This window comes from Micromonospora trifolii (genome assembly GCF_022229005.1).
Taxonomy (GTDB): Bacteria; Actinomycetota; Actinomycetes; order Mycobacteriales; family Micromonosporaceae; genus Micromonospora; species Micromonospora trifolii.
In genome coordinates this window covers 113,598-138,857 of record NZ_JAKKFD010000022.1, presented here as the reverse complement: position 1 = coordinate 138,857, position 25,260 = coordinate 113,598, and the positions used below count along the sequence as shown (strand labels likewise).

The window sequence follows — 25,260 nt, the reverse complement described above, 5'->3', positions numbered from 1 at the left end:
AACGTGCAGCGTGGTACTCGCCTGATCGCGGCGTGCAGGTGACGAAAGACCCGCGGCGGGCGCGAGGTCCTTCACTGCACGCCGACCCTACGCTGTTGCAGCTCTTGCCGACGCTGAAAAATGCATCGCCGATGGTGAGGCAATAGATCGCGTCACCCCACCGACACAGCATCGAACTGAACGGCTCACCCTCGGTGGGCAGGGCAATCGTCGTCAGGTGAAGGGCCGGTCACTGTCTCTGCTCGGAGTCAGGACGTGTCGGGTCCGGCCCCCGGTCCAGGCCGCTTCGAGGATCGCGGTCAGGCTGGCGGTGTCGGTCGGGCCTGGGTGGTTCTGGATCAAGCGGGTGACGCCACTGGCCATCTCCGCGAAGCGGGGGAGGTCGGCGCGGGCCACGCCGATGTCCGCCAAGGTGCGGGGGATGCCGATGTCGGAGAGGAGCCCGTCGAGCCAGGTGAGGAACGTGTCTGTGGCCTCGGCATCGGAGGCGTCGGCCACGTCGAGCCCGCACACCCGGGCGAGGATCGACAACCGGTCGCCAATGGCATCCCTGGCCGCGTCCAGCGCGTAGGGCAGTAGCAGCCCGACGCCCACGCCGTGCGGCGTGTGCGTGGCCGCGCCGATGGGGTACTGGAGGGCGTGCGGGGCCGCGTTGCCCGCGTGGGAGAAGGCGAGCCCGGCGAGCATGGACCCGTAGGACATGTCCGCGCGCGCGTCCGTGTCGCCTCCGTCCCTGACAGCACGACGCAAGCTACGGGCGATCCGCTCGGCGGCCAGCAGCGCGTAGTGGTCGGTGATCGGGTTGCGGCCGAGGAACACCTGCTCCACCGGGTCGCGCGGTCCGTGGGCCCGGGGGCGCGCGGTGTAGCTCTCGACGGCGTGACAGAAAGCGTCGATGCCGGAGTGGGCGGTGACGGTCGCCGGGCAGGTGTAGGTCAGTTCGGGGTCGACGATGGCGAAGTCGGGGACGATATGGACGCTGGAAACCCCCACCTTCAGCTCGCGGTCCGGGTCGGTCAACACCGAGACGGGTGTGAGCTCGGAGCCGGTGCCTGACGTCGTCGGGACCGCGACGAGAGGAATCGTCGGCCCCGGCACCTTCGACTCGCCGTAATAGTCGCGCGGTGTCCCACCGTGGCGCCGGATGACGCCGACGATTTTGGCGAGGTCGATCACCGTGCCACCGCCGATGGCGAGGATCACGTTGGCGTCCACCTCGGCGGCGGCCGAGACGGCCAGTGCGACATCGGCGAGTGGCACGTCTGGGGTCGCGTCGGAGAACACCTCGACGACACTGACCTTCTCCCGCACGGCGGCCACGATCTCGGCCACGCCCGGCTGCCCGAGGAGAACCTGGTCGGTCACGATGAGGACTCGCGAGCCACTCTCGGCCACCACTCGGGGGATGTTCTGCGCGACCCCTTCGCCCACTATCAGCTGGCGTGGTCCGCGGACGGTCTCGAGCATGTCAGTGCCTCTCCGGAACGTCGGCGACGATGGGCTGGGCGGACGTCCAGGTCACCTGCGAGACCGGGACGGCGTCGGCGAGGCTGGCCGCCCGGGTGGCGCGGGCGCGCGTGCTGGGCGCCCGGAGCGGCAGGCTTGTCACGGTAGGTCGATCGCCACGTAGGTGAGGTCGAGGTATTCGAGGATGCCCTCGTGCGACCCCTCCTTGCCGATCCCGGACTGCTTCACGCCTCCGAACGGAGCTGACGGATCCGATATCAGACCGCGGTTGATGCCGAGCATCCCCGTATCCAGCCCCTCGGCGAACCGGAGCGCCCGCTGGAGGTCACGGGTGAAGACGTACCCGGCCAGGCCGTGCTCGGTGTCGTTGGCCTTGGCCATCACCTCGTCGTCGGACGTGAACGAGATGATCGGCGCAACCGGGCCGAAGATCTCCGCCTTCAGCATGTGCGCATCTTCGGGCACGTCGACGAGAACCGTGGGCGGGTAGAAGTGGCCCGGGCCATCCGGACGCTCGCCGCCCACCAGGACCCGGGCGCCGCGATCGACCGCGTCGGCGACCAGCTCGTCGATCTTGGCGACAGAAGGCTCGTCGATCAACGCCCCGACGTTCACGCCGTCGTCGAGACCATGGCCCACCGACAGCGCGCCCATCCGCTCGGCGAAGCGCGCCGCGAACTCCTCGCGTACCGGCTCCTCGACGTAGATCCGGTTGGCCGCGATGCAGGACTCCCCGATGTTGCGCATCTTGGCCACCATGGCACCGTCGAGCGCGACGTCCAGGTCAGCGTCGGCACACACGATCAGGGCCGCGTTGCCGCCCAGTTCCATGGACGTCCGCAGCACGTTGTCCGCGGCCTGTCGTAGCAGTACGCGCCCGACCTCGGTCGACCCGGTGAACGAGAGCTTGCGGGTCCGACCGTCGGCCAGCAGTGCGGAGACCACCTCGCCGGAACGCTTGGTGGTCACCACGTTGACGACGCCCGGGGGAACGCCGACCTCCTCCATGATGCGGGCCAGGAACAGCATGGTGAGTGGCGTCTGGCCTGCTGGTTTGGTGATCGTCGTGCAGCCTGCGGCCAGCGCGGGAGCGATCTTGCGGGCACCCATGGCCAACGGAAAATTCCAGGGCGTCACGAAGACGCACGGTCCGACCGGCTTCGGCACGGTGAGAATGCGATATCCGCCGGCGGGAGCGATGCTGTAGCGACCCTCGACGCGCACCGCCTCCTCGGCGAACCAACGGAAGAACTCGGCGCCGTAGGCCACCTCACCCCGAGCCTCGGCGAGCGGCTTGCCCATCTCGAGCGTTATCAGCCGAGCAACCTCCTCGGATCGCTCGGTCAGTGCCCGGTACGTCGCGGTCAACAACTCTGACCGTTTCCGCGGCGGAGTCGCCGCCCACTGCGCCATCGCCGTGCTGGCCGCGTCCAGGGCTGCGAGCCCGTCAACGACGTCGGCGTCCGCCACCTCGGCGATGGTCTTGCCGGTGGCCGGGTCCTCGACGGCAAAGGTGGCTCCGCTTGCGGCGTCACGCCAGGCGTCGCCGATCCGCAGCCGCCGGTGCTCGGGGGCCAGCACGTTCATCGGGTCACTCATCGCGTCGCCTCCTGTGATCTTCTTCGTGATGTCCGGCGTGCCTCAGCGATCGCGCTGCGCGCGTAGACGGACGGGTTACACGCCCTCGTCGGGGCGAGGTCGCCGGGGCGTCGCCCCGCGCCACCGATCGCCTTGTCGGGCCACTGTCGTCTCAGCGTCGTCAGGCCCCGCTCGCTGGTGGCGGCCCACCGAGGCTCGATTGCCAGGTGCGGGCGCATGTCGCCGTCGTCGCCGGGGCGCCGTTACCGCCCCGCCTCGGACAGCGACAGCCCAGTGCCCGCGTCGAACAGGTGCGCACGATCCAGGTCGACAGTGACGAGCAGCCGCTCGCCCGGCGTACCGGTGACTGTGGGTCGTGCCTTGACCTTGAGGATCTCCGTGCCCACTCGGACGTCGACCACCGTTCGGTCACCGAGCGGCTCAAGCCCGTAGAGCTCACCCGACAACGACGCGTTCCCACGCTGTTCGACGGACAGGTCCTCCGCCCGCAGGCCCAGCAGCAGCCCTTGACCGTCCTCGGCCGTGGTCCAGTGGGGCCGCGGCAGCGTCCAGCCTGCCGCACCGACCAGACGATCTCCCTCGGCGCGGCAAGCGAGCAGGCTGATGGGCGGGCTCCCGACGAATCCGGCGACCCACTGGTTGGCGGGACGCTCGTACACCTCGGTCGGCGTCCCGACCTGTTGCACCTTCCCCTCCTTGAGGATCGCGACCTGGTCGGCCATGGACAGGGCCTCGACCTGGTCATTCGTCACGTAGACGAACGTCGCTCCGAGGCTCCGGTGGATGCGGGTGAGCTCGGTGCGCATCTCGACGCGCAGCTTGAGGTCGAGGTTCGTCAGCGGTTCGTCCATGAGGAACGCGCGCGGGCGACGGACCAGCGCCCGGGCCAGGGCGACACGTTGCATCTCACCGCCCGACAACTGCGCGGGACGACGCTGCAGCAGACGTTCGATGTGCAGCAGGCTCGACATCTGCTCGACGGCCGCGGCGATCTCACTCGACGAGCAGCGGCGTGCCCGCAGCGGCGACGCGATGTTCTCGTACACGGTGTGTCGCGGGTAGAGGGCGTAGCTCTGGAAGACCATGGCCAGGTCACGGGCGGCCGGCGTGTCACCGGTCGCGTCCCTGCCGTCCAGATGCACGGACCCGGCGTCAAGCTTGTCAAGGCCGGCGATCGCCCGCAGGGTCGTCGTCTTGCCTGCCCCGGAAGGCCCGAGTACGACGAAGAACGAGCCGTCCGGCACGTCCAGCGTCACCCCGTCCAGGGCCTGGACTTTCCCGAAGGACTTGCGCAGCCCGTGCGCTGCCACGGTTCCCATCAGGCCACCAGCTCTTCCGTGCTCACGTCGTAGACCGCCGGGGTTCCGCCGGTGTGCCGCAATCCGACCGTTGCGTCAGCCGCGAAGCGGACAGTCGGCGGCATCCGAACCCGTACGTCGCGCTGGCCGCCGTGGTCGACCACGTAGATGATTTCGTCGCCCAGCCACTCCGCCGAGACCACGCGGGCCGGGACCGAACGGTCCTCCCCTGGTGCGGTGACTTCCAGCGCCTCCGGCCGGACGCCGGCGATGAGGCGACGGTCGCGCGACAGGCCTGGCGGTGGCGCGAGGGCCAGTCCGCCCTCACCGCGCAGCTTCCCGTCGGCCACCTCCACCTCGATCAGGTTCATCGGCGGGGAGCCGATGAAAGCGGCGCAGAAGAGACTCGCGGGACGGTCGTAGACCTCCAGCGGCGTGCCGATCTGCTCGACGCGGCCCTTGTTGAGGATGGCGATTCGGTGACCGAGCGACATCGCCTCGACCTGGTCGTGGGTGACGTAGACCATCGTCGCCCCCAGCTCGCCCTGCAGGTGCTTGATCTCGGTGCGCATGTCCGCCCTCAGCTCCGCGTCCAGATTGGTGAGAGGTTCGTCCATGAGGAAGGCGCGCGGTCGTCGCACCAGGGCGCGAGCGAGCGCGACGCGCTGCTGCTCCCCGCCGGACAGCTGGCGCGGTCGCCGGTCCAGGAGCGGACCAAGCCGCATCAGCCGGGCGGCCTCCTCGACCCGCTCGTGCACCTCCGGCTTGGGCAGTCCCTCGGCCCGCAGCGGGAACGCCAGGTTGTCGCGGGTCTTCAAATGCGGGTAGAGAGCGTAGAACTGGAACACCATGGCGATGTCGCGCTCGGCGGGCGGCAGGTCGTTGACCAGCGTGTCGCCGATGCGAATGTCGCCCGTCGTCTGCCTCTCCAGGCCGGCAATGGCCCGCAGCGTGGTCGTCTTGCCGCAACCCGATGGGCCGAGCATCACGAACAGCTCGCCGTCGCCGATGGACAGGTCCACGTGTTCAACCGCCACAGTTCCGTCCGGGTAGCGCTTGTGCAGCGCGGTCACCTCGATGCCCGCCATCAGCGTCGCACCGCCCCGAGCGTCACACCGGCGATGAGGTGCTTGCGCACCAGGTACGCGAAGACGAGCACCGGTAGGGCGAACACCACTGAGGCGGCGGCCACGAGACCCCAGTCCGTGGTGGTGCCGCCGATGAGGCCGGCGATGGCGGGTGGGGCCGTCCGGACGCTGTCGCTGGAGGTGAGGAAGGTGGCGAACACGAACTCGTTCCACGAGAAGATGAGGGCGAAGACCGCCGTCGCGGCGATGCCGGGCATGAGCAGGGGAAGGGTGAACCGCCGGAACGCCTGCAAGCGGGTGTAACCGTCGAGCATGGCGGCATCCTCGTACTCCGCGGGCACCTCGTCGACGAACCCCTTCATCATCCAGATCGTGAAAGGGACGTTGAACGCGGCGTAGATGAGGATCAGGCCGAGTTTGTTGTCGATGAGTCCGACCTGGCGGTACATGAGGAAGATCGGGATCACGACCACCACGGGCGGCATGAAGCGCGTGGACAGGATGAAGAACAGTTGGTCCTTCTTGGCCTTCACGGCGAAGCGTGAGTAGGCCCAGGCCGCGGGGACCCCCAGCACGGTGGCCAGCACCGTGGAGACTCCGGCGACCACGACGGAGTTGAGGAACGAGACGGACAGTGCCGAGCGACCACCGTCGGGGTCGACGAACACGTCCTTGTAGTGGGCCAGGGTGACTTTGAAGTCGAAGAGCTTGGCCGGGATGGCGTAGACGTCCCGGTTCTCCTTGATGGACGTCTCGATCATCCACAGCACCGGAAAGAGCATCACGACGGCCAGCACGGTCAGCAGCGTGACCTCCAGCACCGAGCGGCCTCGGCCGCCCAGGCGGCGCGCGGGGGGCGTGTGATCCCGGGCAGGACCCGTGGACACGGCCTCGTCGACGGAGACGGCCATCAGCCCTCCTTGAGCTTGTTCAGATAGCGCAGGTAGAGCTGCGTGAGGACGATGACGACGAGGACCATGAGAATCCCGTACGCCGAGGCGGTTCCCGTGTTGAAGCCCAGGAACGCGACCTTGTAGATGTGGAACGACAACGTCTCGGTGGAGACGCCCGGGCCCCCGTTGGTGAGGATGTAGACGAGGTCGAACAGCCGGAACGCCTCGATGGCCCGGAACATCACGGCAATGAGGAGCAGTGGCCACACCAGCGGAAGGGTGATGGTGCGGAACTTGAACCACTCGGACGCCCGGTCGATCGAGGCGGCCTCGTACAGGTACTTGGGCACCGCGGTAAGGCCCGCGAGCGCGATGAGCATGATGAACGGCGTCCACTGCCAGGTGTCGACAACGATCAGGGAGAGCAGTGCCGTTCGCTGGCGAGTGAGCCACTCCACCTGCCCCAGGCCGAGTGAGCCGAGCATGCTGTTGACCACACCGAACTGCGCGTCGAGCATGAACCGCCAGAACAGCCCGACCACGACCGGCGACAGCATCATCGGGACCAGGAAGAGCGTGGTCAGCACTCCTCGGCCCCGGGTGCGCCGGGAGATCAGGTAGGCGATGCCGAATCCGAGCACGGTCTGCAGGCCGACAGCGCCGACCACGTAGATCACCGTCGTCAGGGCCCTCGTGTGGACCTGCGCCGACGTCAGGATGGCGGTGTAGTTCCCGAACCCGATGAAATTGGCGGGCCCCCCGCGGGTGGCCGAGTAGTCGGTGAAAGACAGGTACAACGCCCACAGCAACGGAAACACCGACATGGCGAGCAACAGCAGCATCGCGGGGGAGATGAAGGCCACGGCGAGCCCGCGGTCGCTCAGCCGAGGGGACCGACCCCGGGCAGGCGGCCTCGCGGACGCCACCTGCCCGGAACCGTCGGTCGTCGAAGGGACGGGGTCACTCACAGTCCGCCGCCACCCTTGCGGTTGCTCGAGTCGAGCACGCCCTGCTGCTCCTTGGCGATGTCGTCGAGCGCATCCTTCGGCTTCTTCGCGCCATTGAGAGCGGCGTTCACGTTGGTGTTCTCGATGTCGACGAGGCGTGCGTACTCGGGCACGTTCCACATGTCCCGCATCCGCGGAACCGAGTCGGTGTACACCCGGTTGAACGGCCCGGCATTGAGGAACTCGGGCGACTCCAGGGCGTCCGTACGCGATGGCACGCCACCAGCCGCGGCCCACTTCTTCTGGACGTCAGCCCGCTCGAACCACTCCATGAAGTTCAGGGCTTCCGCCTGGTTCGCCGTGGCGGAGTAGGCCGACACGTGCATCCCCATACCGCCGAGAGGGACCAGGTTCGTCTTCTGGCTCGGCAGGGTGGCAAAGCCCAGCTTGTCGAGAATCTGCTCCCGCGTGGTGCCGAGCGTCGACTGCTTCGGATCGAGCAGGCCGCCGCTCGCGGCGATCCAGTTGAACGCGATGCAGGCCTTGCCCTGGGCGACCGCCGCGTTCACCTCGTCGATGAACCAGTTGCCGGATCCCTTGGCGGTCAGCGGCTTCATCTTGTTGACCAGGACGTCCATCGCCTCCTGGCCCGCGGCGTCGTTGATGACGCCATCGATCTTGCGGTTCTTGGAATCCCAGAGGTTGCCGCCGTAGACGCCGTTGACGGTGTTGTAGGTGACGGCCGCGGCGTCGGAGCCGTTGGCCTGGTGGAAGGCCAGCCCGCTGACGCCAGGGTTGTTCGCCTGGCACTTCTCGGCGGCTGCGATCATCTGGTCCCAGGTCTGCGGCGGCTTGTCGCCGATCAGGTCCTTGCGGTAGATCATCGTCCAGGTGTCGCCGAGCAGCGGCAGTCCGTACAGGCTGGCGTTCTCGTCGCGCTTGCCGGTCTCCGCCTGGGGGAATTGGCCGTATGCCGCCAGGAGGTACGGGTTGTACGCCGCGACGTCGATGTTCTCCTTGACGAAGTCGGTGAGATCGAGGATGTTGCCGTTCGTCACGGCCTCACCGATGTGTTGCGAGTCCAGGATCGCGATGTCGAAGTCCGTCTTGCGCGCGGCGAACTGGGTGAACATCGCGTCGTGCCAGTTCGCGTTCGGCACGGTGTTGACCTTGATGGTCGCGTTCGGCCGTTCCTTCTTGTACTCCGCGTTCGCGAAGGCTTCCAGCGCCTTGGCGGGCGGCCAGTCGAACCAGATGAAGCTGAGGGTCAGCGGGTCCTTGGTGAGTTCCGGGATGGTCGCCGGCGCCTTGGGTGCGCTCGCCTTCTCACCGTCGTCCTTGCCATCGCCGCACGCCGCCGCGGTCGTGGCCACCAGCAGCATGGCCATCGTCGCCAACTGCACCTTCCGACGGGAAGCGGATATTCGTCCTGTTCGCTGTGGATGCCGCATAGTTCTGCCTGCTTTCTGGGTGGGGACTTCTAGAGCCTCGCTATGTGCCTCGCCGAGCAGTTGCTGGGTTGTTCAGGCCTGTCGCAAGGCTGACGCGGGAGCCGACCCACGGACCGGCGTCACGAGTACGCCGCAGTGCACGCTCATGGGAGCTCCAGGTGATCGAAGTAGAGCGATCGCTGGCGGTGCCGCGATGGTGCTGGATGCCAGGCATCCGTCACTTTTCCTATACGATCCAGTTGGGGGCGTCAGCATGTCGCAGCCTTGTGACTGATGTCAACAGGTTCCCGAAGGTGCAAGAAAGGACCTCACGTCACGATGGACGACGAAGCGATGATCGCGCGGGGCCGCAGGGCCGTGACGGGCGCAACGCCGCCGGGAAGATCGGGCGGCCGGCTCGCCGACGAGGTGTACGACACGCTGCTCGGACAGCTGATGTCGCTGCGGATCGAGCCCGGCTCCCGCGTCACGATCGACGTCCTGGCGCGAGAGCTGGGGGTCTCGCAGACGCCGATCCGAGACGCTCTGAACCGCATGGAGGCAGAGGGCCTGGTCGTGCGCGTGCCCCATGCCGGTTACCGCATCCCTCCCCAGATCACCCGTCACCGATTCGAGGACATGCTTGAGGTCCGCCTGCTCCTCGAGCCGGCGGCGGCGCGCAGATCCGCCGAACGCGCAACCTCGGAGCAGGTGGCCGGTCTGCGACGGATGCTGGAGGAGATGGCCGAGCTGGAGGGGGGCAGCGGGCCCACGGCCTATGGCGCCTTCGGGCTGCGCGACGCCGCTTTTCACGATCTCGTCGCCCTGAGCGCGGAGAACCAGGTCATCCGAGAGGCGCTTGCTCGGCTGCACAGCCACGTGCACCTGTTCCGGCTTCACCACGACACCCAGGTCACTCACCTGGCCATGGCCGAGCATGAGGAAGTTGTGGCAGCGATCGCCGCGCGTGACCCCGACGCCGCCGCCTACGCGATGCGTCGGCACATCCTGCGATCGGGCGAGCGTTTCCGACGATTGTTCGACGAGATCGAGGACGCGGCCGGAATGGCGGTAGAGGCTTGACGGGCACGCTGGGCCCAGGAATGCTAACTCAATCCTGATCGGATCGGATTGGATCCACCTCACCCGCCCCCCAGATGCGAGGAGAAGCAGGTGCCCAGAGCGCTGCTCCTGACCGGCGACGCCGCCGAGGAGCTCGACACCATGTATCCCTACTACCGCGTGCAGGAGGGCGGCTGGGACGTCGACGTCTCGTCACGGACGTTGCGTGACGTGCAACTGGTCATCCACGAGTTCGACCCCAACTCCGACGCCTACGTGGAGAAGGACGGCCGGAAGCTGCCGGTCGACGTCCCCTGGGCCGAGGTCGACGTGGAGCGCTACGACGCCCTGATCATCCCCGGGGGACGTGCCCCCGAGTGGATCCGGGTCGACGCTGACGTCAGGCGCATCACCGAGCACTTCTTCGCGCGCAACCTCCCTATCGCGCTGGTGTGCCACGGCGCGCAGGTGCCAGCGGTCTACGGGCTGCTGAAGGGTCGGAAGACGGCGTGCTTCCCGCCCATCACCGGTGACATGGAGAACGCGGGCGCGACGGTCATCGACGCTCCCGACGTCGTGGACGGCAACCTCGTCTCCTGCCGGGGATGGCCCGACATGCCGCAATTCGGCAGGGCGATGATGGACGTCTTCTCGAAGTCGGTCAACCCCGCATCGGCATGAGCACGCCTGGCCTGCCCCGGTGACGGCAACTCGAATCGTCACAGTGGACGGTTCCCCCGTCCACGTCCTGGAGAGCGGCACCGGGCCTGCGGTGCTGATGCTGCACGGCTCCGGACCCGGCACGACCGGGTCCGGAGCCTGGGCGGCGACGGCGGAAGCGCTGGGCACGTCCTTGCACCTGGTGGCTCCGGACCAGGCGGGGTTCGGCCGCACACCTGTCCCCGCGGGCGCCAGCGGTGGGCTCCGGCTGTGGACAGGGCAGGCCGCGGGTCTGATGGATGCTCTCGGTATCGAGGACTACGCCGTGGTGGGTCACTCCATGGGCGGTGCCGTGGCGCTGGCGTTGGCGGCCGCGCGCCCCCAGCAGGTCACCCGTGTCGTGGCGGTCTCGACGATGGGCGCCCCCGGGGCGCCGCTGTCCGCCGACCTCGACGCGCTCTGGGCCGCCCCCGCCGGCCCGCTCGGAGCACGGGACATGCTGAGCCGCCTCGTCCTCGACCAGGCGCTCGTGACCGATTCGGCCGTCGAGGCCCGTGCGGCTGCTATGCGAGCGGGGGAAACCGCATTCGCGTCGTTGTTCCCTCCACCCAGGGCACGATGGGTCGACGACCTCACCCTCTCGGCGCAGACGCTGGCAGCGGTGCGCGCGCCCGTGCTGCTCGTCCACGGCGCCGAGGACCGAGTCACCCCGCTCGGAACGGCAGCGCAGCCCCTGCTCGCACACCTGGCCGATGTCCGTCTGCACGTCTTCGGCCGGTGCGGCCACGTGCCGGCGATCGAGCACCCGCACGAGTTCCGGCAACTGCTGTCGTGCTTCCTCCTCCGGGAGGGAGGTCACTGACTGCTGCGACAGCCATTCCCCGATCTCGCCGTCGACGAGGGTTCGGGTGCTGTCGCCGGCGATCGTGCTGGTTTCGAAGTCGACATCCGGCCACCGCAGCCCGACAACTGCGCGAGCCGCAGGCCCATGAGCAACAGCAGGCAGGGGTGGGCAGGCGCTCACCAGTCATGCGGGCCGCAAAGTCCGGAGGCATGCGCAGACGACGGATGGACGGACGGACTGGCTGCGCGGACGCGCTGGTCGTCATTCGACGATGATCGCGGTCTAGCTCTAGACCAATGTCGGGATTCTGTCCTCCGGCTCCAATGTCCACAGCGGATAGACTGTTTGGATGCTGCGGGTTGTCGGAGTACACGGCATCTTCAACTTCGACCGGAAGCGAAGCGTCTCGCTGGCAGCCGCCAATCTCACGGCGATCTGGAGTGCGGCCCTGACCTCCTCGATGGCTCATGTGCCAATGGCCGTACAGGTGGCCTATTACGCCGACTGCATCACCGGCGACACCCCCCAGGGAGGAAACGCGGATAACCTGCCGTTCGGCGCGCAACACGAGCTGGCGGAGTGGGTTCTAGCGCTCGGCGCGCCGCACGAAGTGGCGGAGGGCGTCGCTACGGTGCCGGTACGCCAGATCATCAGCTGGATTAGTCGACGTTACGGGCTGGCGTATGAGACCGTCGATCGGTTCGTCGATCGCTTCCTGCGGGAGGTGCCCGCCTACCTCGATGGTCCTGGCCGGCAGAACGCGCAGGACCGACTGGCGACAGTGCTGGCCGAGCATCGACCCCACGTGTTGGTCGCTCACTCGCTCGGCTCGGTGGTCGCCTTTGAGACGCTATGCGCGAATCCAGAGCTGGACGTGGACCTGTTAATCACCCTCGGCTCCCCGCTCGGGCTACCGAACGTCGTGTTCCACAAGATCCGGCCGCCGTTGGTACGCCGCCCCCCGCAGGTCCGACGCTGGGTGAACATTGCCGACATCGGCGATTTCGTGGCAGCCCCGCCACGCCTGGGCGATGTATTCGACGTCGACGCACACCACGAGGTGAACCTCGGGCTCTTCGAGTTCCATCGCGCCTCGAGGTACCTGGCCGCAGCCGTCACCGCCGAGGAGATCGGACGGCTGGCATGACTCGGCGACGGGTGGCGCTCAGCATCGGAGTGTTGGCGCAGACACCAGAGGGCGAGGAGCCGCACCCGGACGCGTTTGAGGAGCTGCCGGAGGTGGGCCTACGCGTCCATGCCGTGACCGACACGCTGGTCAAACTGGGCTACGAGTGTGCACCTATGGTCGGTGCGCACAGCGCCGCAGAGATTGGTGGCGCAGTGCGAGGGGCGATGCAGTCGCTCGACTCGAATGACGTGCTTATCGTGCATGTCTACAGCCACGGCATCACCTCGAACGACGCACTGTACGTGGTCGGGGCGGACGGCCGTCACCACAGCGAGTCCAACGTGGAGTGGTGGCTGCGCCAGGTCAGCGACCACGAGCCCCCCTCAGGTCCTCATACCCTTCTCCTCCTTGACCTCTGCCACGCCGGCATGGCCGCCCGACTGCACTGGCAGGCTAGGCAGAGCGACGAGCGCACCCGTGCTTGGGTGATCGCGGCGTGTGGGCCGCGGCAGCGAGCATTCGAGGGACGGTTCAGTGACGCCGTCGCCGAGGTCCTGCTCAAGCTCGCCGATGGCCGGCTCGACCTCGACCAGTCGGTGCCGTATGCGCCCCTGGAAACGATGGCGCGGGAAATCCGTCGTGAGGTGACCCGACGTGCCGGCCGAGCCGGCGCTCTGGGGCAGCGGGTCACCGCCAACCGTGTCGACATCAGCTCTCCGCCACCGCAGCTTCCATTCTTCCCGAACCGGGCGTACGCGAGCGGCCACCGCCAGCAAGTCCGAAACCGAGTGGACATTGCACTGCTTCCGTTCTTCGACGACGTCGACGAGGCCTTGGACGCCGTTCACTTCCTCTCCCGGGCGGCCGGATACGGCGTGCTCACCGCCGACCGGCTTATCGGCTGCTTCAGCGGCCGGTCACGGGAGTTGAGGTTTCTCGTGCCGTGGATAGATATCCCGGGCGGCACCGGGCTCTGTGTTGTCACGGGTGGACCAGGGGCAGGAAAGTCTGCCCTGATCGGTCTCCTGGTCTGTGCGGCGCACCCGGAGTTGCGGGAGCCCACCCGGGAGGTGTGGGAGCATGCTGAGCGGGCTCCGTATCCGAACCACCACATGGCTGCGATAAGCGCGCGCGAGCGCTCCCTGTCCCAGGTCGTCACCTCGGTGGCGCGACAGCTCAAACTTCTCCCGGACGTCCGGCAGCCGTCGATCGGCGAGGTTGTCTCGGCGGTCGCTGCGATGCCCGACGCCCCGCTGATGATCATTGACGGACTGGACGAGGCGCCGGACAAGCTCGCCATCATGGACGAATTCCTGCTGCCCCTGAGCCGGGTGAACCGTCCCGACGGCATCCTCGTGCGGATCCTGGTTGGAACGCGCCCCCTGCCGGAGTTCGCCTCACTCTTCGCCGCCGCCAACTCCGACAGCGGTTTCGTGCTGGACCTCGACCAGGTCGAGCCGAGGCGACTCCGCGCCGACATACGTGGCTACGTCTACAACCTCCTCGTCACGGACCAGCGTTGGGACCAGGGCGACTACGTGGGCCACGCGCAACAAATCGCCTGGGAGGTCGCGGATGCGTTGATCGGCGACGCCGTCAATCGAGAGTGGGGCGCATTCCTCGTCGCGGGTCTGTTCGCGGCCCACATCCTGAGCACCTACGACGAGCCGATCGGCGATAAGGACGCGGCGAAGCAGCTCGGCAGGAGCGTCCCGCGTACCCTTCCCGAGCTCTTGGATCTCGACCTGCGCACGCGCGCTGCCGGGCCGTGGGTCCAACCGGTGCTAGTGGCGCTGGCCCACGCCAAGGGCGATGGGATGCCGGTCCGAATACTGGCCCACGTGGCTGCCGCTATAGCAGACAAACCTGCCCCCGAGGCCGAGGAGATCCTCGCCGCGCTGGACACCGTACGGTTCTACCTGCGGATCAGTGCCGAGGTCGACGGCGCGACCCTGTACCGACTTTTCCACCAGGGCCTCGCCGACCATCTTCAACAACAGTGCGAGGTACGGACTGTCTGGGGCGGCCTGCTCAATGCGCTGGCCGACCAACTGGTCGGCGGGGAAGCCTCCGCCGACTGGCATTGGGAGGTCGCTGAGCCTTACCTGCTCCGTCATGCCGCCACCCACGCCGTACTGGCGGACCGGCTCCCGGAACTCATGGCGGACATCGGATACCTGATGGCCGCCGATCCGACCGTGGTGCTGGCCGAGGCGGAGGCGCTGTCCCCAACTGACGCCGCGAAGCTGGAGCTGCTCGCGATCTACCGGACAGTGTCGGACCTGCCGACGGGCGACGCCGTCCGTCGGCGCCAAGCGCTGGCACTGGCCGCGGTTCGCCGCAACCAGACCCAGCATCTGCGGCAGATCCTGGACGTTCCCGGTGCCCACGTCTTCTGGCAACCGGCGTGGATACACACGGACACGACGGGCCGTACGGTCACCGCCGTGGCTACGGCGGTGGACGAGGGTGGCTCATACGCGGCCCTCGGAACCGGTGACGGCAGCATCGCCCTGCGCGACCTGCGGACTGGCCTCCTGCTTGGGCTTGAACCAAGCGTGCATGAGGGGGCAGTCACCGGCCTCTGCATCGGCGACGTTGGGGCAAGAAAGGTCGTCGTCAGTTCCGGTGCCGATGGCATTCTTCTCGTCCATCCACTGACCGGCGAGCACACTCATCGTCCGGTACCGGTCAGCGACCAGAATCGTGTGCTTACCCTTGGCCGTATGGCGGGTTGGCATTCGGTGGTCGCCGTGGGGGACGCCGGGACCGGCGGCATCTGGGACCTCGACACCGGCACCCGCCTCGCCACCATTGACTTCGTTGCTGAGCTAGCGGAGTGCTTCAGCGTCGATGATGAACCGGCTCGCATCGTGCGCTTGGCAGACGAGCCGGAGGAAGCAGTGATCTACTACCGGGGCGTCGAGGGCCCTCGCCTCCGGCACGATGCGCCGGTGATGTCCGCCGCGGTCGGTCTCGTCAACGAAGCGCTCGTGTTCTTTACGGGGGACACGGACGGGACGGTACGCGCTTGGGACATCCACGGCACCGTTATCGACGAGATGGACGTGGCCGCCCCGGTGCAGGGCCTGCATGCCTCCGAGCAGGGTGACCTGCTGGTAAGGATGGGCAATGAGACGCTCGCCTTCCGTATCGAGGCACCCACGCCTCCCACGGGCAGTACCAATCGCATCCTGACTGGTGTCCTCGTGCCCGCGTCGTCGTTCACGGTCGACGACGCAATATTCCTGCTGGACGAGTCGCTGCGCTGGGGCCTCGGCCCGACCTCGACCCGGATCCCCAAGGCGGTGGGGCCGCAGGTGGACTCGTCGTTCACCATCGTCAGCGCCGGGCGGAGCGGCGCCGGCCCCGCGACGGAGGAGGCCCCGGCCTGGTACGCCGGTGCGACGATGTTCGCGGTTGGGGATGGGCGAGTCAGCGTGTCGGGTGCGGAAATTACGAGCCGTGCCGTGGTCGATGCGATGGCAGGGCTCGAACGGGCCGCGCCTCGCGACCTGAAACAGCACTTACGAGAGGCGATCGAGGCAGCCAACGGCGCGCTGCTGCGAGCGGTCCGGAAGGACGCTGCGCTGAATGGGGCGGCGGTCACCGTTGGCGCCCTGCTCTTCTCAGCCAACAAGGTCGGCGTGGTTCATGTGGGCGATGTCCGGGTGTATCGCCTCCGAGGCGGCCAACTTACCCAGCTCACTAGGGACGAGACCGAGGCACAACGACTCGTCGACGATCGTCGGATCAGCCCCGAGTTCGTCTATGCGAACGACAATCGGTGGGTTCCGTCCCGCGTGTTGAATGGTCAGCCGATCGAGGCGGCATGTTCGGTGCACGAGGTGTCGGCTGGAGATCGCTACCTCATCTGTAGCAGTGGTGTCTGGGGAACCTGCTCCCGCACCGACGTCTGGAGTGCCCTCTTGAAGAAGGGCCGTCCCGACCAGGCGGCAGGCATGCTGATCCCCTCATCAGAAGGACGGACGCGAAGCGCTACCGTGATCGTGGTGGACGTGGCGGCCCGGGATTCGAGATTGCGATGACGCGCAGTGGGCACGCCCCCCGGCCAGTGCAGGACAGGCGTCCTTAGCTGTCCGCCGAGATGAGGGCGAAGAGATCGTTCCTGTCCCGGGCGGACGGTAGGTGAGCGTTGCCGTGTCGCTGTCGTGGGTGCCAGGGCTCCCGAAGGGTCGGCTGATCGTTAGGCCCATGGGCGGTCCACCAGCTTCCATCAGAGATGGCAGGTGCTCGACCGCCGGCTCACCAGAAACTCAAAGGTGCGGTACGGCCCCGTCCTGCCAGCGGTAGAGGTCGCGCAGCAGGGAAATCTCGGCACCGTGATGGATCAACTCCCTGTTGACGTGCAGGACGATGCCCTCCATGGGAAACCGCTCGGGACCCGCAGTGGGCGGATTCTCCAGGTCGGCGTCCGAGAGCTCGCGGACCCCGGCGTTCCATCGTCCATACATCTCATCGAGCTGTTTCAGCGCCTCGTCAGCGGTCCCCGCGTAGGCGAACGTCTGGTCGTCGACGTCCTGGCCGCCGAAGTGCCATCCAACCCGATAGCCCAGGCAGGAGACGATGATGTGCGCCAGCCGCCAGGCAATCGTCGTCACCGGCGCCGGCTCCGGGTCATGAGACCCGCAGTCCATCGTCCATTCCCCTGAACCTGCCGACATCGGTGCGGCCGACGTGCCACGTGGGCGGATGCTCCAGCAGCCGCGCACCGGCTCCCAGAAGTACTCCTCATCGGCAAGACCGTGCAACCGCGGCCGCAGGTTCTTGTGCCAGTGCCGGTCCAACTGGTCCGCGATCCGCTCGCTCCTTGTCACTTCCGCACAGTACCTACGGCGGAGATCTGGCTGCGAGCCCACCGTTGTTCGTATTCGCAGCTGGGGTGTGCCGCGCAGCCCCTCCGGGCACCAGGTCAACCGTTGGACCAGCTTATTCGTCTGCCATGGGTCGGGCCGGCCTTCTCGTACGCTTCGATCACGGGCTGTTCCACCAGCCCGGAGAGGAGCCGGGAAAAATTGACCGCAGGGTCTATTGGGCTTCGCGGTGTCGGCGGTCAATGGCGTCGGCTAGTGCGCGGAGGCGCCTTGCTCCCGCCAGAGCATCGCCGAGAACGTACGTAGCAAACTTCGGGTCGTCGGCCGCGTCCACCAGCTGCAGGGCGCCGGCGTGCAAGCCTGACATGAGGTCGATCGCATTGACGATCTCTTCGACGCTCGGGCGGAGCTCCGTTCTGCGTCCGTCCCGGGAGATGTCTCGGGCGGAAATTGGCTCGCCCGCGTCGCTCTCCTCCTCGGCGAGCTTGCTGAGGAGGAACGACACAATCTCCAACTCCCGGCGGCGGTCCGCGATCAGGTCGTCGACATCTGAGAGTCCATTCGGAACGAGGAACAGCTGTCCTATCTCGTAAGGCCGGAGCCCCAGGGCGATCGCGGCCTCCGCCAGCGTTTCCAACCGGTCGGCGTCCAGCAGCACCCACTTCTTCTGCGACGCCATATTCTTGATGGTGTCACCGGTGAAACCCGGGCCGACGATCGCGATGCCGCTGGCATGATGGCGCCCCTTGTGGGTCTCGATCGCCACATCGCTGACGTCGGTATGGGTGACATGGCCAGACGATCGCGCCTTCGCCTCGATGATCGCCGTCGACCGTGAATCGTCGGCGTTGCGCCACTGGACAAGGATGTCCGTGTCGCCGGATCCGCCGATCATCCGGGCCTCGAAGCCCATGGCGAGGAAGGTGTCACAGATGGCCTTCTCGAAAGCCCGGCCGGCACCTTCGCCTCCTGCCAGGGGTTCCCGGGAGAGGTGGACCAGGTTTTGCTTCACCTCAAAGGGCTGGGCACTTGCCGGTATCAACCGAGCGTCCTGGATCTCAGCTGAACGCTCCTGCGGGGCACTGGGGATGTCGGCCAGAGGCAGCTGGGCCGCGAGCGCAGTCCCTCGTGGCGTGGCCCGGAGACTACCGTAGCGCGGCTCCTCTATCAGTCCGGTGTTCAGCAGGAAGCTGGCGATCCACCGGCACTTGTCGATATTCAAGCCGAATCTGGCAGCTTCGGAATACATGTCGTTCCGGGTGACGTCGTTCTCGACCGTGCGGATCATTTCGCCGACGAACCGCATGTTCGCATGCAGAATCCTTACAAAGTTCAGGTCTTCGCCTGACTCGACCCAGGCCCTCGCTGCCGGCGTGGCCTCAAAAACCCCCCGGCCCACCTCGACGAGAAGCCCCGACGCCCGCAGGAACGGCAGCATCGACTCCACGCTGCTGCTCCTCAGGTCGAACGTCTCGCTGATGAACGAGAAAAGCTCTCTTCGCTCCACCCTTCCCAGAGCCGCGTTCATGATGGTTCTGAGGTTCTCAACCTTGTTGGGATTCGACGATGGGCTCGGAACCCAGATGTTGTAGGTGTTGCGCGACTCGTGGGTGCGGGCCGACGTCGAGAACTCCTCCAGAAGACCAGCAATCTCGGCCGGGGCCTCAGGAACCTCAACCACGCTCACCGGTGCTTCATCGAAGGCGTCCGGCCCCACCAGCAGACGATCCGCAAGCACGGTCCGCCCAGCCTGGGTGATGCCCCACCGCCGGCTGCCAATTGCCTCGATCAGGCCGAGGACCTCCTGCCAGTCCATCCGGATGCGAGTGTTTCCCTTGCTCTTCCAGGGCTGCTTGTAGCGCGCTCGGATGCGCTCATCGACCTCGTCGATGGTGAGCGGTTCCTCGGCGATCAGCGACAGGACCTCTGCGAATAGCCTGATGCGATCGGCCAGGATCGTGGCCAGACGTGCGGGCGTCGGATCGGACTGGAGTTTCAACCCGGCCGCAGTGAGGCGAAGCTCGTCGCTGGTGTTTTCGACGAGTTTGAGGCCGCGAAGGAAGCCGTAGTATTCGCGCCACGCCGCAGGCTCCAGTCTGGGGGCGGCGCCACCTTGGCGCCGTTCGATGCTCCCGATGTCGAACGACAACTCAGGCTTGGTGTCGAGGCCGACCGCGTGCCCCTCACCGACCTGCCTGACGAGCTCGAGGACCAGCGGGAGCCACACCGCCTTACCGCCGAGCAGACCCGGGATCGCGCTGGCCTGCCTGCGCCAGAGCGCCCTCTGTTCGGCGAGACCTTGGGACCGGCCGAACGGATCACGGTGCGTCATGGAAGACATCCTAGATGCCCATTCAATAAGTTATCAATACCATCAAGTGGTACGTCAATCCGATTAACGGTCACCTATGAGGGTTCATGGCGATCTGCTTAGGGCGCACAGGTCCCACGGAGTTGAAGAACGGAGTTGCCGCGGACGCGTCCATCGTGGGAAGAGCTGTGCGCGTCGGTCATGGACTCGTCTCTTGGATAGGTCGCTGGTTGCCTCCCTCGGCATGCTGGCGGCCTCGGGCGGGCACCAACCGGGCCGACCGGCGCACGATACTGGGCGGATGCGCGACGATGAAGTATTGCGGCGCATCGCCGCTCGCGTGGCAGCTCGTGACTACAGCGATGACGTGTACATCCGCCCTGGCCGCCCTGACGCGAACGGCGTGTGGGTGCTGGATCCCATGCCCGAGGGCACCCGGTGGCTGGTGGCACGTGGATCGCAGGAGCACCTTGCCGCGCTGGCAGCCGACGCCGTCGACCCGCTGCCGCCGCTTGAACCTGCTTCCGTTCAAGCTGTAAACGACGCTGAGCAGGCGCTTGGGCATCCGCTGCCGCCTCTGCTTCGACGCATCTACTTGGAGGTCGCCAATGGCGGCTTCGGTCCCGTGCTGGGCGTCGCTGGCGGTTGCACGGACGATCTCGGACGTACGGCGATTGATCGGCTCAACCCTCGGGAACCCGCCGGCTTGCTGCCGATCGCCCATTGGGGATGTGCGATCTACTCGTATGTCGATTGCGCAGGCCGGGGAGCGATGATGTGGGGCTTTGACCCGAACTCGGGGCTCGGCGAACACTCGTTCTACTCGGAAGGGATTTCGCTTGTGGATTGGCTCGACGGGTGGCTCAACGGATGCCTCGAGCAGCCGCACCTTGAGCCCGACCCTACGAGTCGGTGGAGCACGACCAACTCTGAGCGGATACGCCGTCAGCCCGATCGAGAGTTCGTTCATCCGGCGCAACCGACCCTCTTCTAAGCCGAGGCGGGCCGAACGCGTCGGTGGTAGCCCACTGTCGAAGGCGGACGATCGCAGCCGGCAACAGTCCGGGGACGGCCGCCGAACGCGGCCGTCCCCAGAGGTAGTGCTGGTGTCAAGGGCGTGTCCCGAGGTTCAGCGGATCGTCGCCCCGCCGGTGGGGGTCGGCTGGACCCGCTCGAACCGCACCTTGCTCAGCCATCCCGGGAGGTCACTGAGCACGTACAGCTCGCCGTTCACGTCGGCGCCGAACGCCGTCGGCTGGGTGGGGAAGGTGCCGATCTCAACGGACTCGTAGCCACCCGTGGACTTCTGACGCACGGCGAAAGCGCGGGTCGAGCAGTAGTCGCTAGCGATGTAGGTGCCCCGCGCCTCCGGGGTGACGGATCCCCGGTACACCAGGCCGCCGATGATGGAGCAGTTCTCCGTCATGTAGTGGTCGTACTCGACGATTGGGTCGGTGAGCCGCACGCCCGGCCGGCACTGCGTCTCGTCGAAGACCGGCGTGCCCTCTCGACAGGACCAGCCGAGGTTCGCGCCACGCTGGGACGGGCGGACGTGGTTGATCTCCTCGATCAGGCCCTGGCCGACGTCACCGATCCACAGCGAGTTGTCGGCCGGGTCGATGGAGAACTTCCACGGGTTGCGCAGCCCGTAGACCCAGATTTCCGGCCGTGCGCCCGCCGTGCGGACGAACGGGTTGTCGTAGGGCACGCAGTAGGGCTTTCCCCCGCAGCTGCGGTTGACGTCGATCCGCAGAATCTTGCCGAGCAGGGTGCCGAGGTTCTGGCCGCTCTTGTAGGGGTCGTTCGCGTAGCCACCGTCGCCGAGGGACCAGTAGAGGTAGCCGTCGCGACCGAACGCCACCTGGCCGCCGTTGTGGTTGCCGTACTCGGCGTGCTCCTGGGTGAGCAGCACCTGCACCCGATCAGGAGCGTTGATGGGCACTCGCGCCAGGGTCAGCGCGCCGGCCGGCAGGCTCGTGTAGGCCACGTAGAGCATCCCGGTCCGCGCGAAGTTCGGCGCCGGAGTGATGCCGAGGAGGCCGCGCTCGTTGTCCGACGTGTCGATCCGGGCGCTCAGGTCGATCACCGGGTCGGGAGCCAGGCCGGTGTCGGGGTGGTAGGAGCGGACAGTGCCGTTCTTCTCCGCGATCAGCATCCGGCCGTCCGGCAGCCCGGTGATCGCGATCGGACGCTGCAGACCGAAAGCCACACGTTCGGAAACCACTGTCAGCTCGGCGAGTGGCACAGCGCGGGGTTTGGATGGGCTGGCCGCGGCGGTGCCGGTTACCGGCGCCGTTGGCGACAGGGACGCGGCCAAGGCCAGAGCAAGCAACCCGGCCAGCATGGCGGCCGGGCGACGACGTCGTCGTGACATGTTCAGCTCCTCGAGCAGGTGGGTGGTGGACGCGGTCTGGGAGCGTTCCCACGATACATTGGCTCTAGTCAATATCCAACTCTTGCCACCTCGCGGGCACGGACCGAACCCGAGCTGTCGCGCGACGTCCGGAGCGAATGACAACGGGCGGTAGGGTGAGCCACCGATCGATACGAACGGTGGTGCCGGTGAGTCTGATCCAGGTGGGTGTCACCGCGACGACGACGATGCTGGCGGTCCTGATCGGCGGATGGCTCACCGTCCGGGCTCAGGACCGACTGTGGCGGCGCGACCAGGATCGACAGTGGCGGGACATCCGGCTGAACGCGTACACCGACTTCATCGGCGCGGTCCGGGAGTACGTGGCCTACGTCCTCAACCCGACCGCCCGCATCACCGCGGTGCCGCGCCCGCGTGATCCGGGTGATCTCATGCCGTTCTTCGACGACGAGGGCAGTCGCTACCGGGAGCGACTGGAGAGCACGAAGACCGCGCTTCGGCTGGTGGCCGGTCAGGTCGAGGTGGTGAGCGGTTCGTCGGAGCTGGTGCGCCAGGCCCGGCTCCTGGCTGCCACACGGGCGGGTAGCGACGCTGAGGCGTTGCCCGCCGATCGGTTCGACGCCCTGTGGGAGGCCGAGCGCCGATTCATCGAGGTTGCCCGGGCCGAACTCGGCCTGCCATCCGCGTTCGTGCCATGACCGGTGACTACAACCCTCCGGCGACAGGTACACGTCAACGGCGCTCAGCCGCAGGATCTGCGCCTCGCTGACAGCAGCGTGCGGTGCCACGTCAGACACCAGGTGAGGCTGACGCAACTCCATTGGCGGCCGGCTCGTTGGTAGCGGGGGGCGGACGGAGGCTGACGATGGCGGCGGGGCGGGGTGCTGAGCTGCTGCGCCCTCCAACGAGTTCGGGTCGGGCGACGTTCCTGGAGTTGTTCTTCGATCTGGCCTTCGTTGTGGCCCTCACCCGGGTCTCGCAACGATTCGCCGGGTTGGGTGATGACACCGGCTGGGCGCTCGTCATGGGGTTCGGGCGTACCCTGCTGCTTTTTCTGGCGCTCTGGTTGATCTGGTCGCACACCGCCTGGATCACCAGCCGGTACGAACCGGAGCAGCCGATCATTCAGGCCGTCGTGGTCGGCACCATGTTCGCCAGCCTGATCATGGCGGTGACGCTGCCGCGCGCCATGGAGGAGCGTGCGCTGCCGTTCGCTGTCGCGTACCTGATGGTGATGGTGGTGCGGCCGCTCGTGGTCGCCGTGGCGCTGCGTGGACATCCGCGACGGCTGGTGCCGTTCCGGCTTGTCGTGTGGGCCTTGGCGAGCGCGCCGCTGTGGCTGACCGGCGCGTTGGGCCCGGATCACCTCCGCCTGCCGCTGTGGATTGTCGCCCTCGCTGTCGACTACCTCGCCTGGACATTGGGCTGGCCGCTGCCGTGGCTCGGGGTCTCGAAGGTAGGTCGGTGGCGGATCGCGGGGACCCATCTCGCCGACCGCTATCAGCAGATGTTCCTCATCGCGCTCGGTGAGTCGATTCTGGTCATCGGCGTGGTCTTCAGCGGCGCGGACTATTCCGCAGGGCGGGCTGCCGCCTTCACGGTCGCGTTCGCCACCAGCGCGCTGCTCTGGCGGATCTACTTCTACCGCGCCGGTCTGCTGTTGACGGAGGCGTTCGGCCGGGCGGGTATGCCCGGCCGGCTGGGCGCGTTATCGGAGCGGACGCATCTGTTGATCGTGCTCAGCGTGCTCGTCACGGCGGTCGGCTACGAACTGGTGATCGATCATCCGTTCGGGCAGCCGCGGCCCAGCTGGCTGCTGTTCGTGGTGGGCGGCCCGATGCTCTTCCTCGTCGCCCGTATGCGGCTGGAGTACGAGATCTTCGGTAAGGCCTCCCGACCCCAGATCATCGGCTTGGCCGCCCTGGTGCTGGTCACGCCGGTGTTGACACGTTGGGCGCCGATGGTCGGGCTGAGCGTGGTGGCCGCCGTGCTGGCAGTGGTCGCGCTCCTCGGCGCGCTGCGAAGGCGGGGCCAGTCGCAGGAGGTTCCCGCCTCGCCGATCGGACAAGAGGCGTCCGGAGATCGCGACTCCGAGGCGTGACGCAGCGGGACTCCCGCGTCCCGTCCCGGTGCGACCGAAGCGGACTCGGACCGGTCGATCGCCGCGATCAACCCGTTTCGCCGCGTAACCGCCCAACGAGGCACGCGGCGCGCCGGCTGATGTCCAGCCGGTGCTTCTCACCCGCGTATCGGACCACGATCGCTTGTCGGTAGATAGAACGGTCGGTCTTGACGCTGGGGGTCTGAGCCAGTACGGTTCTCACAGACAGAACGTTCGTTCCACCTGGCACTGGTCAGGTGTGTGGTTGTGCCTGAAGGAGAGCGCCGTGCCCACCAAGATCACCCTTGTCATCGGTAGTCCCGCGAACCCCGACGAGTTCGAGAAGGTCTACGCCGACGTACGCCGGGCCGCGGAGACGTTCCCGAAGCTTCAGCGGGTCGAGTCGGCCAAGGTGTGGCCGAAGGAGGACGGCACGCCCACCCCGGCGTATCGGACGCTCGACCTGTACTTCGCCAGCTACGAGGACGCCTCTGCCGCAGTGGCGACGCCCGCTGCCGGTGCCGTCTTCGGTGGGCTCCAGGGCGCTCAAGTGGAGATCACGGGGCTGTTCTCGAACATCGAGTAGCACCGCCGTCCCGTCCCGGCGGCGGCCCGTATCCCCGCTGGGCGTCCCTTCGCTCCGGAAACACCGAGAGGATGACCATGACCACCGTTGCCGTTCCCGGCATCTCGACGACGGCCGCCGCCCTGCGGCGGCTGTACTTCGGTCGCTTCGCCTTCGCGATCGTCTGGGCTGCCGTGACGTTCCCCCTGGCCAAGCACCTCAACCCCCTCACCGCCGCCCTGCTCGTGATCTACCCCCTGTTCGACGTGGCCGCCGCCATCGTCGATGTCCGCGCGTCGCGGGCCACCGGATCGCCCACCCTGCTGTATGTGAACGTCGCGATCAGCCTGCTCGCCGCGGTGGGCCTGGGCATCGCCGGCGCTTCCGGCATCCCGGCGGTCCTGCGCGTCTGGGGCGCCTGGGCGGTCGTGGCCGGGCTGGTTCAGCTGATCGTGGGCGTCACCCGCCGCAGGATGGGTGGCCAGTGGCCGATGATCATTAGCGGCGGCATCTCCGTCATCGCCGGTGGATCGTTCTTCGCGGCCGCCTCCGCGGACAACCCTGCGCTGACCAACGCGATCGGCTACGCCATCCCCGGCGCCATCTTCTTCCTCATCGCGGCCATCCGCCTCGGCCGCGCAGCGAAGGGAAACTGAC

21 protein-coding genes are annotated in these 25,260 nt (G+C 67.3%); 10 read left to right on the top strand and 11 right to left on the bottom strand.

The genetic code is table 11. The features are described 5' to 3' along the window. Positions 1-213: 213 nt before the first annotated feature. The 8 genes from NIE79_RS15490 to NIE79_RS15455 form a co-directional block, all read right to left on the bottom strand. Positions 214-1,467 carry an iron-containing alcohol dehydrogenase gene (locus NIE79_RS15490; protein ID WP_238679250.1) on the bottom strand — a complete coding sequence of 418 codons (1,254 nt, stop codon included), beginning with the start codon at positions 1,465-1,467 and terminating at the stop codon, positions 214-216. Position 1,468: 1 nt separating this feature from the next. Next, positions 1,469-1,609 carry a hypothetical protein gene (locus NIE79_RS15485; RefSeq protein WP_238679249.1) on the bottom strand — a complete coding sequence of 47 codons (141 nt, stop codon included), beginning with the start codon at positions 1,607-1,609 and terminating at the stop codon, positions 1,469-1,471. Further along, positions 1,606-3,066 (bottom strand): NAD-dependent succinate-semialdehyde dehydrogenase, encoded by a 1,461-nt coding sequence (locus NIE79_RS15480; RefSeq protein ID WP_238679248.1) that lies wholly within the window; start codon positions 3,064-3,066, stop codon positions 1,606-1,608. Before NIE79_RS15480 ends, NIE79_RS15485 begins: the two co-directional genes overlap by 4 nt. A 242-nt stretch (positions 3,067-3,308) precedes the next feature. After that, on the bottom strand, positions 3,309-4,385 hold the full coding sequence (locus NIE79_RS15475) for an ABC transporter ATP-binding protein (RefSeq protein ID WP_238679247.1): 1,077 nt from the start codon (positions 4,383-4,385) through the stop codon (positions 3,309-3,311). Continuing rightward, positions 4,385-5,452 carry an ABC transporter ATP-binding protein gene (locus NIE79_RS15470; protein ID WP_238679246.1) on the bottom strand — a complete coding sequence of 356 codons (1,068 nt, stop codon included), beginning with the start codon at positions 5,450-5,452 and terminating at the stop codon, positions 4,385-4,387. Before NIE79_RS15470 ends, NIE79_RS15475 begins: the two co-directional genes overlap by 1 nt. Continuing rightward, a complete protein-coding gene (locus NIE79_RS15465) occupies positions 5,452-6,363 on the bottom strand; it encodes a carbohydrate ABC transporter permease (protein ID WP_238679245.1) in 912 nt (303 codons plus the stop codon). The genes NIE79_RS15470 and NIE79_RS15465 overlap by 1 nt, the downstream gene beginning before the upstream one ends. After that, positions 6,363-7,208 carry a carbohydrate ABC transporter permease gene (locus NIE79_RS15460; RefSeq protein WP_238679244.1) on the bottom strand — a complete coding sequence of 282 codons (846 nt, stop codon included), beginning with the start codon at positions 7,206-7,208 and terminating at the stop codon, positions 6,363-6,365. The genes NIE79_RS15465 and NIE79_RS15460 overlap by 1 nt, the downstream gene beginning before the upstream one ends. A gap of 101 nt (positions 7,209-7,309) precedes the next feature. Beyond that, the gene (locus NIE79_RS15455) at positions 7,310-8,674 is read right to left on the bottom strand and encodes an extracellular solute-binding protein (protein ID WP_238679243.1); all 1,365 of its coding nucleotides are present in this window, start codon (positions 8,672-8,674) and stop codon (positions 7,310-7,312) included. A gap of 387 nt (positions 8,675-9,061) precedes the next feature. Here NIE79_RS15455 and NIE79_RS15450 point away from each other — a divergent pair, with 387 nt between their 5' ends. From NIE79_RS15450 to NIE79_RS15430, 5 genes are all read left to right on the top strand, one after another. After that, on the top strand, positions 9,062-9,805 hold the full coding sequence (locus tag NIE79_RS15450; protein ID WP_238679242.1) for a GntR family transcriptional regulator: 744 nt from the start codon (positions 9,062-9,064) through the stop codon (positions 9,803-9,805). 90 nt (positions 9,806-9,895) lie between these two features. Beyond that, complete coding sequence (locus tag NIE79_RS15445) at positions 9,896-10,465, top strand: DJ-1/PfpI family protein (protein WP_238679241.1); 570 nt, start codon at positions 9,896-9,898, stop codon at positions 10,463-10,465. 19 nt (positions 10,466-10,484) lie between these two features. Further along, entirely contained in the window at positions 10,485-11,306 is an 822-nt protein-coding gene (locus tag NIE79_RS15440) for an alpha/beta fold hydrolase (RefSeq protein WP_238679240.1), read from the top strand. Positions 11,307-11,637: 331 nt separating this feature from the next. Then, positions 11,638-12,435: a hypothetical protein gene (locus tag NIE79_RS15435; protein ID WP_238679239.1), complete on the top strand. Its 798-nt coding sequence runs from the start codon at positions 11,638-11,640 to the stop codon at positions 12,433-12,435. A 32-nt stretch (positions 12,436-12,467) separates the two neighbouring features. Beyond that, the gene (locus NIE79_RS15430) at positions 12,468-16,466 is read left to right on the top strand and encodes a protein phosphatase 2C domain-containing protein (RefSeq protein ID WP_238679238.1); all 3,999 of its coding nucleotides are present in this window, start codon (positions 12,468-12,470) and stop codon (positions 16,464-16,466) included. A gap of 228 nt (positions 16,467-16,694) precedes the next feature. Here the strand turns inward: NIE79_RS15430 and NIE79_RS15425 are convergent, their stop codons facing one another. Further along, positions 16,695-17,255: a DinB family protein gene (locus tag NIE79_RS15425; protein ID WP_238679237.1), complete on the bottom strand. Its 561-nt coding sequence runs from the start codon at positions 17,253-17,255 to the stop codon at positions 16,695-16,697. A gap of 211 nt (positions 17,256-17,466) precedes the next feature. Then, entirely contained in the window at positions 17,467-19,584 is a 2,118-nt protein-coding gene (locus NIE79_RS15420) for a double winged helix-containing putative transcriptional regulator (protein ID WP_238679236.1), read from the bottom strand. A gap of 280 nt (positions 19,585-19,864) precedes the next feature. Here NIE79_RS15420 and NIE79_RS15415 point away from each other — a divergent pair, with 280 nt between their 5' ends. After that, positions 19,865-20,557 (top strand): SMI1/KNR4 family protein, encoded by a 693-nt coding sequence (locus NIE79_RS15415; protein WP_238679235.1) that lies wholly within the window; start codon positions 19,865-19,867, stop codon positions 20,555-20,557. 135 nt (positions 20,558-20,692) lie between these two features. Here the strand turns inward: NIE79_RS15415 and NIE79_RS15410 are convergent, their stop codons facing one another. Beyond that, the gene (locus NIE79_RS15410) at positions 20,693-21,937 is read right to left on the bottom strand and encodes a PQQ-dependent sugar dehydrogenase (RefSeq protein WP_238679234.1); all 1,245 of its coding nucleotides are present in this window, start codon (positions 21,935-21,937) and stop codon (positions 20,693-20,695) included. A 188-nt stretch (positions 21,938-22,125) separates the two neighbouring features. Here NIE79_RS15410 and NIE79_RS15405 point away from each other — a divergent pair, with 188 nt between their 5' ends. The 4 genes from NIE79_RS15405 to NIE79_RS15390 all read left to right on the top strand — a co-directional run bounded on the left by NIE79_RS15405 (position 22,126) and on the right by NIE79_RS15390 (position 25,259). Then, positions 22,126-22,635 (top strand): hypothetical protein, encoded by a 510-nt coding sequence (locus NIE79_RS15405; protein ID WP_238679233.1) that lies wholly within the window; start codon positions 22,126-22,128, stop codon positions 22,633-22,635. Between the two features lie 167 nt (positions 22,636-22,802). After that, on the top strand, positions 22,803-24,038 hold the full coding sequence (locus NIE79_RS15400) for a low temperature requirement protein A (protein WP_238679232.1): 1,236 nt from the start codon (positions 22,803-22,805) through the stop codon (positions 24,036-24,038). Positions 24,039-24,324: 286 nt separating this feature from the next. Continuing rightward, positions 24,325-24,624, top strand: a complete 300-nt coding sequence (locus NIE79_RS15395; RefSeq protein WP_238679231.1) for a hypothetical protein — start codon at positions 24,325-24,327, stop codon at positions 24,622-24,624. Positions 24,625-24,701: 77 nt separating this feature from the next. Next, on the top strand, positions 24,702-25,259 hold the full coding sequence (locus NIE79_RS15390) for a hypothetical protein (protein WP_238679230.1): 558 nt from the start codon (positions 24,702-24,704) through the stop codon (positions 25,257-25,259). Position 25,260: the final 1 nt, after the last annotated feature.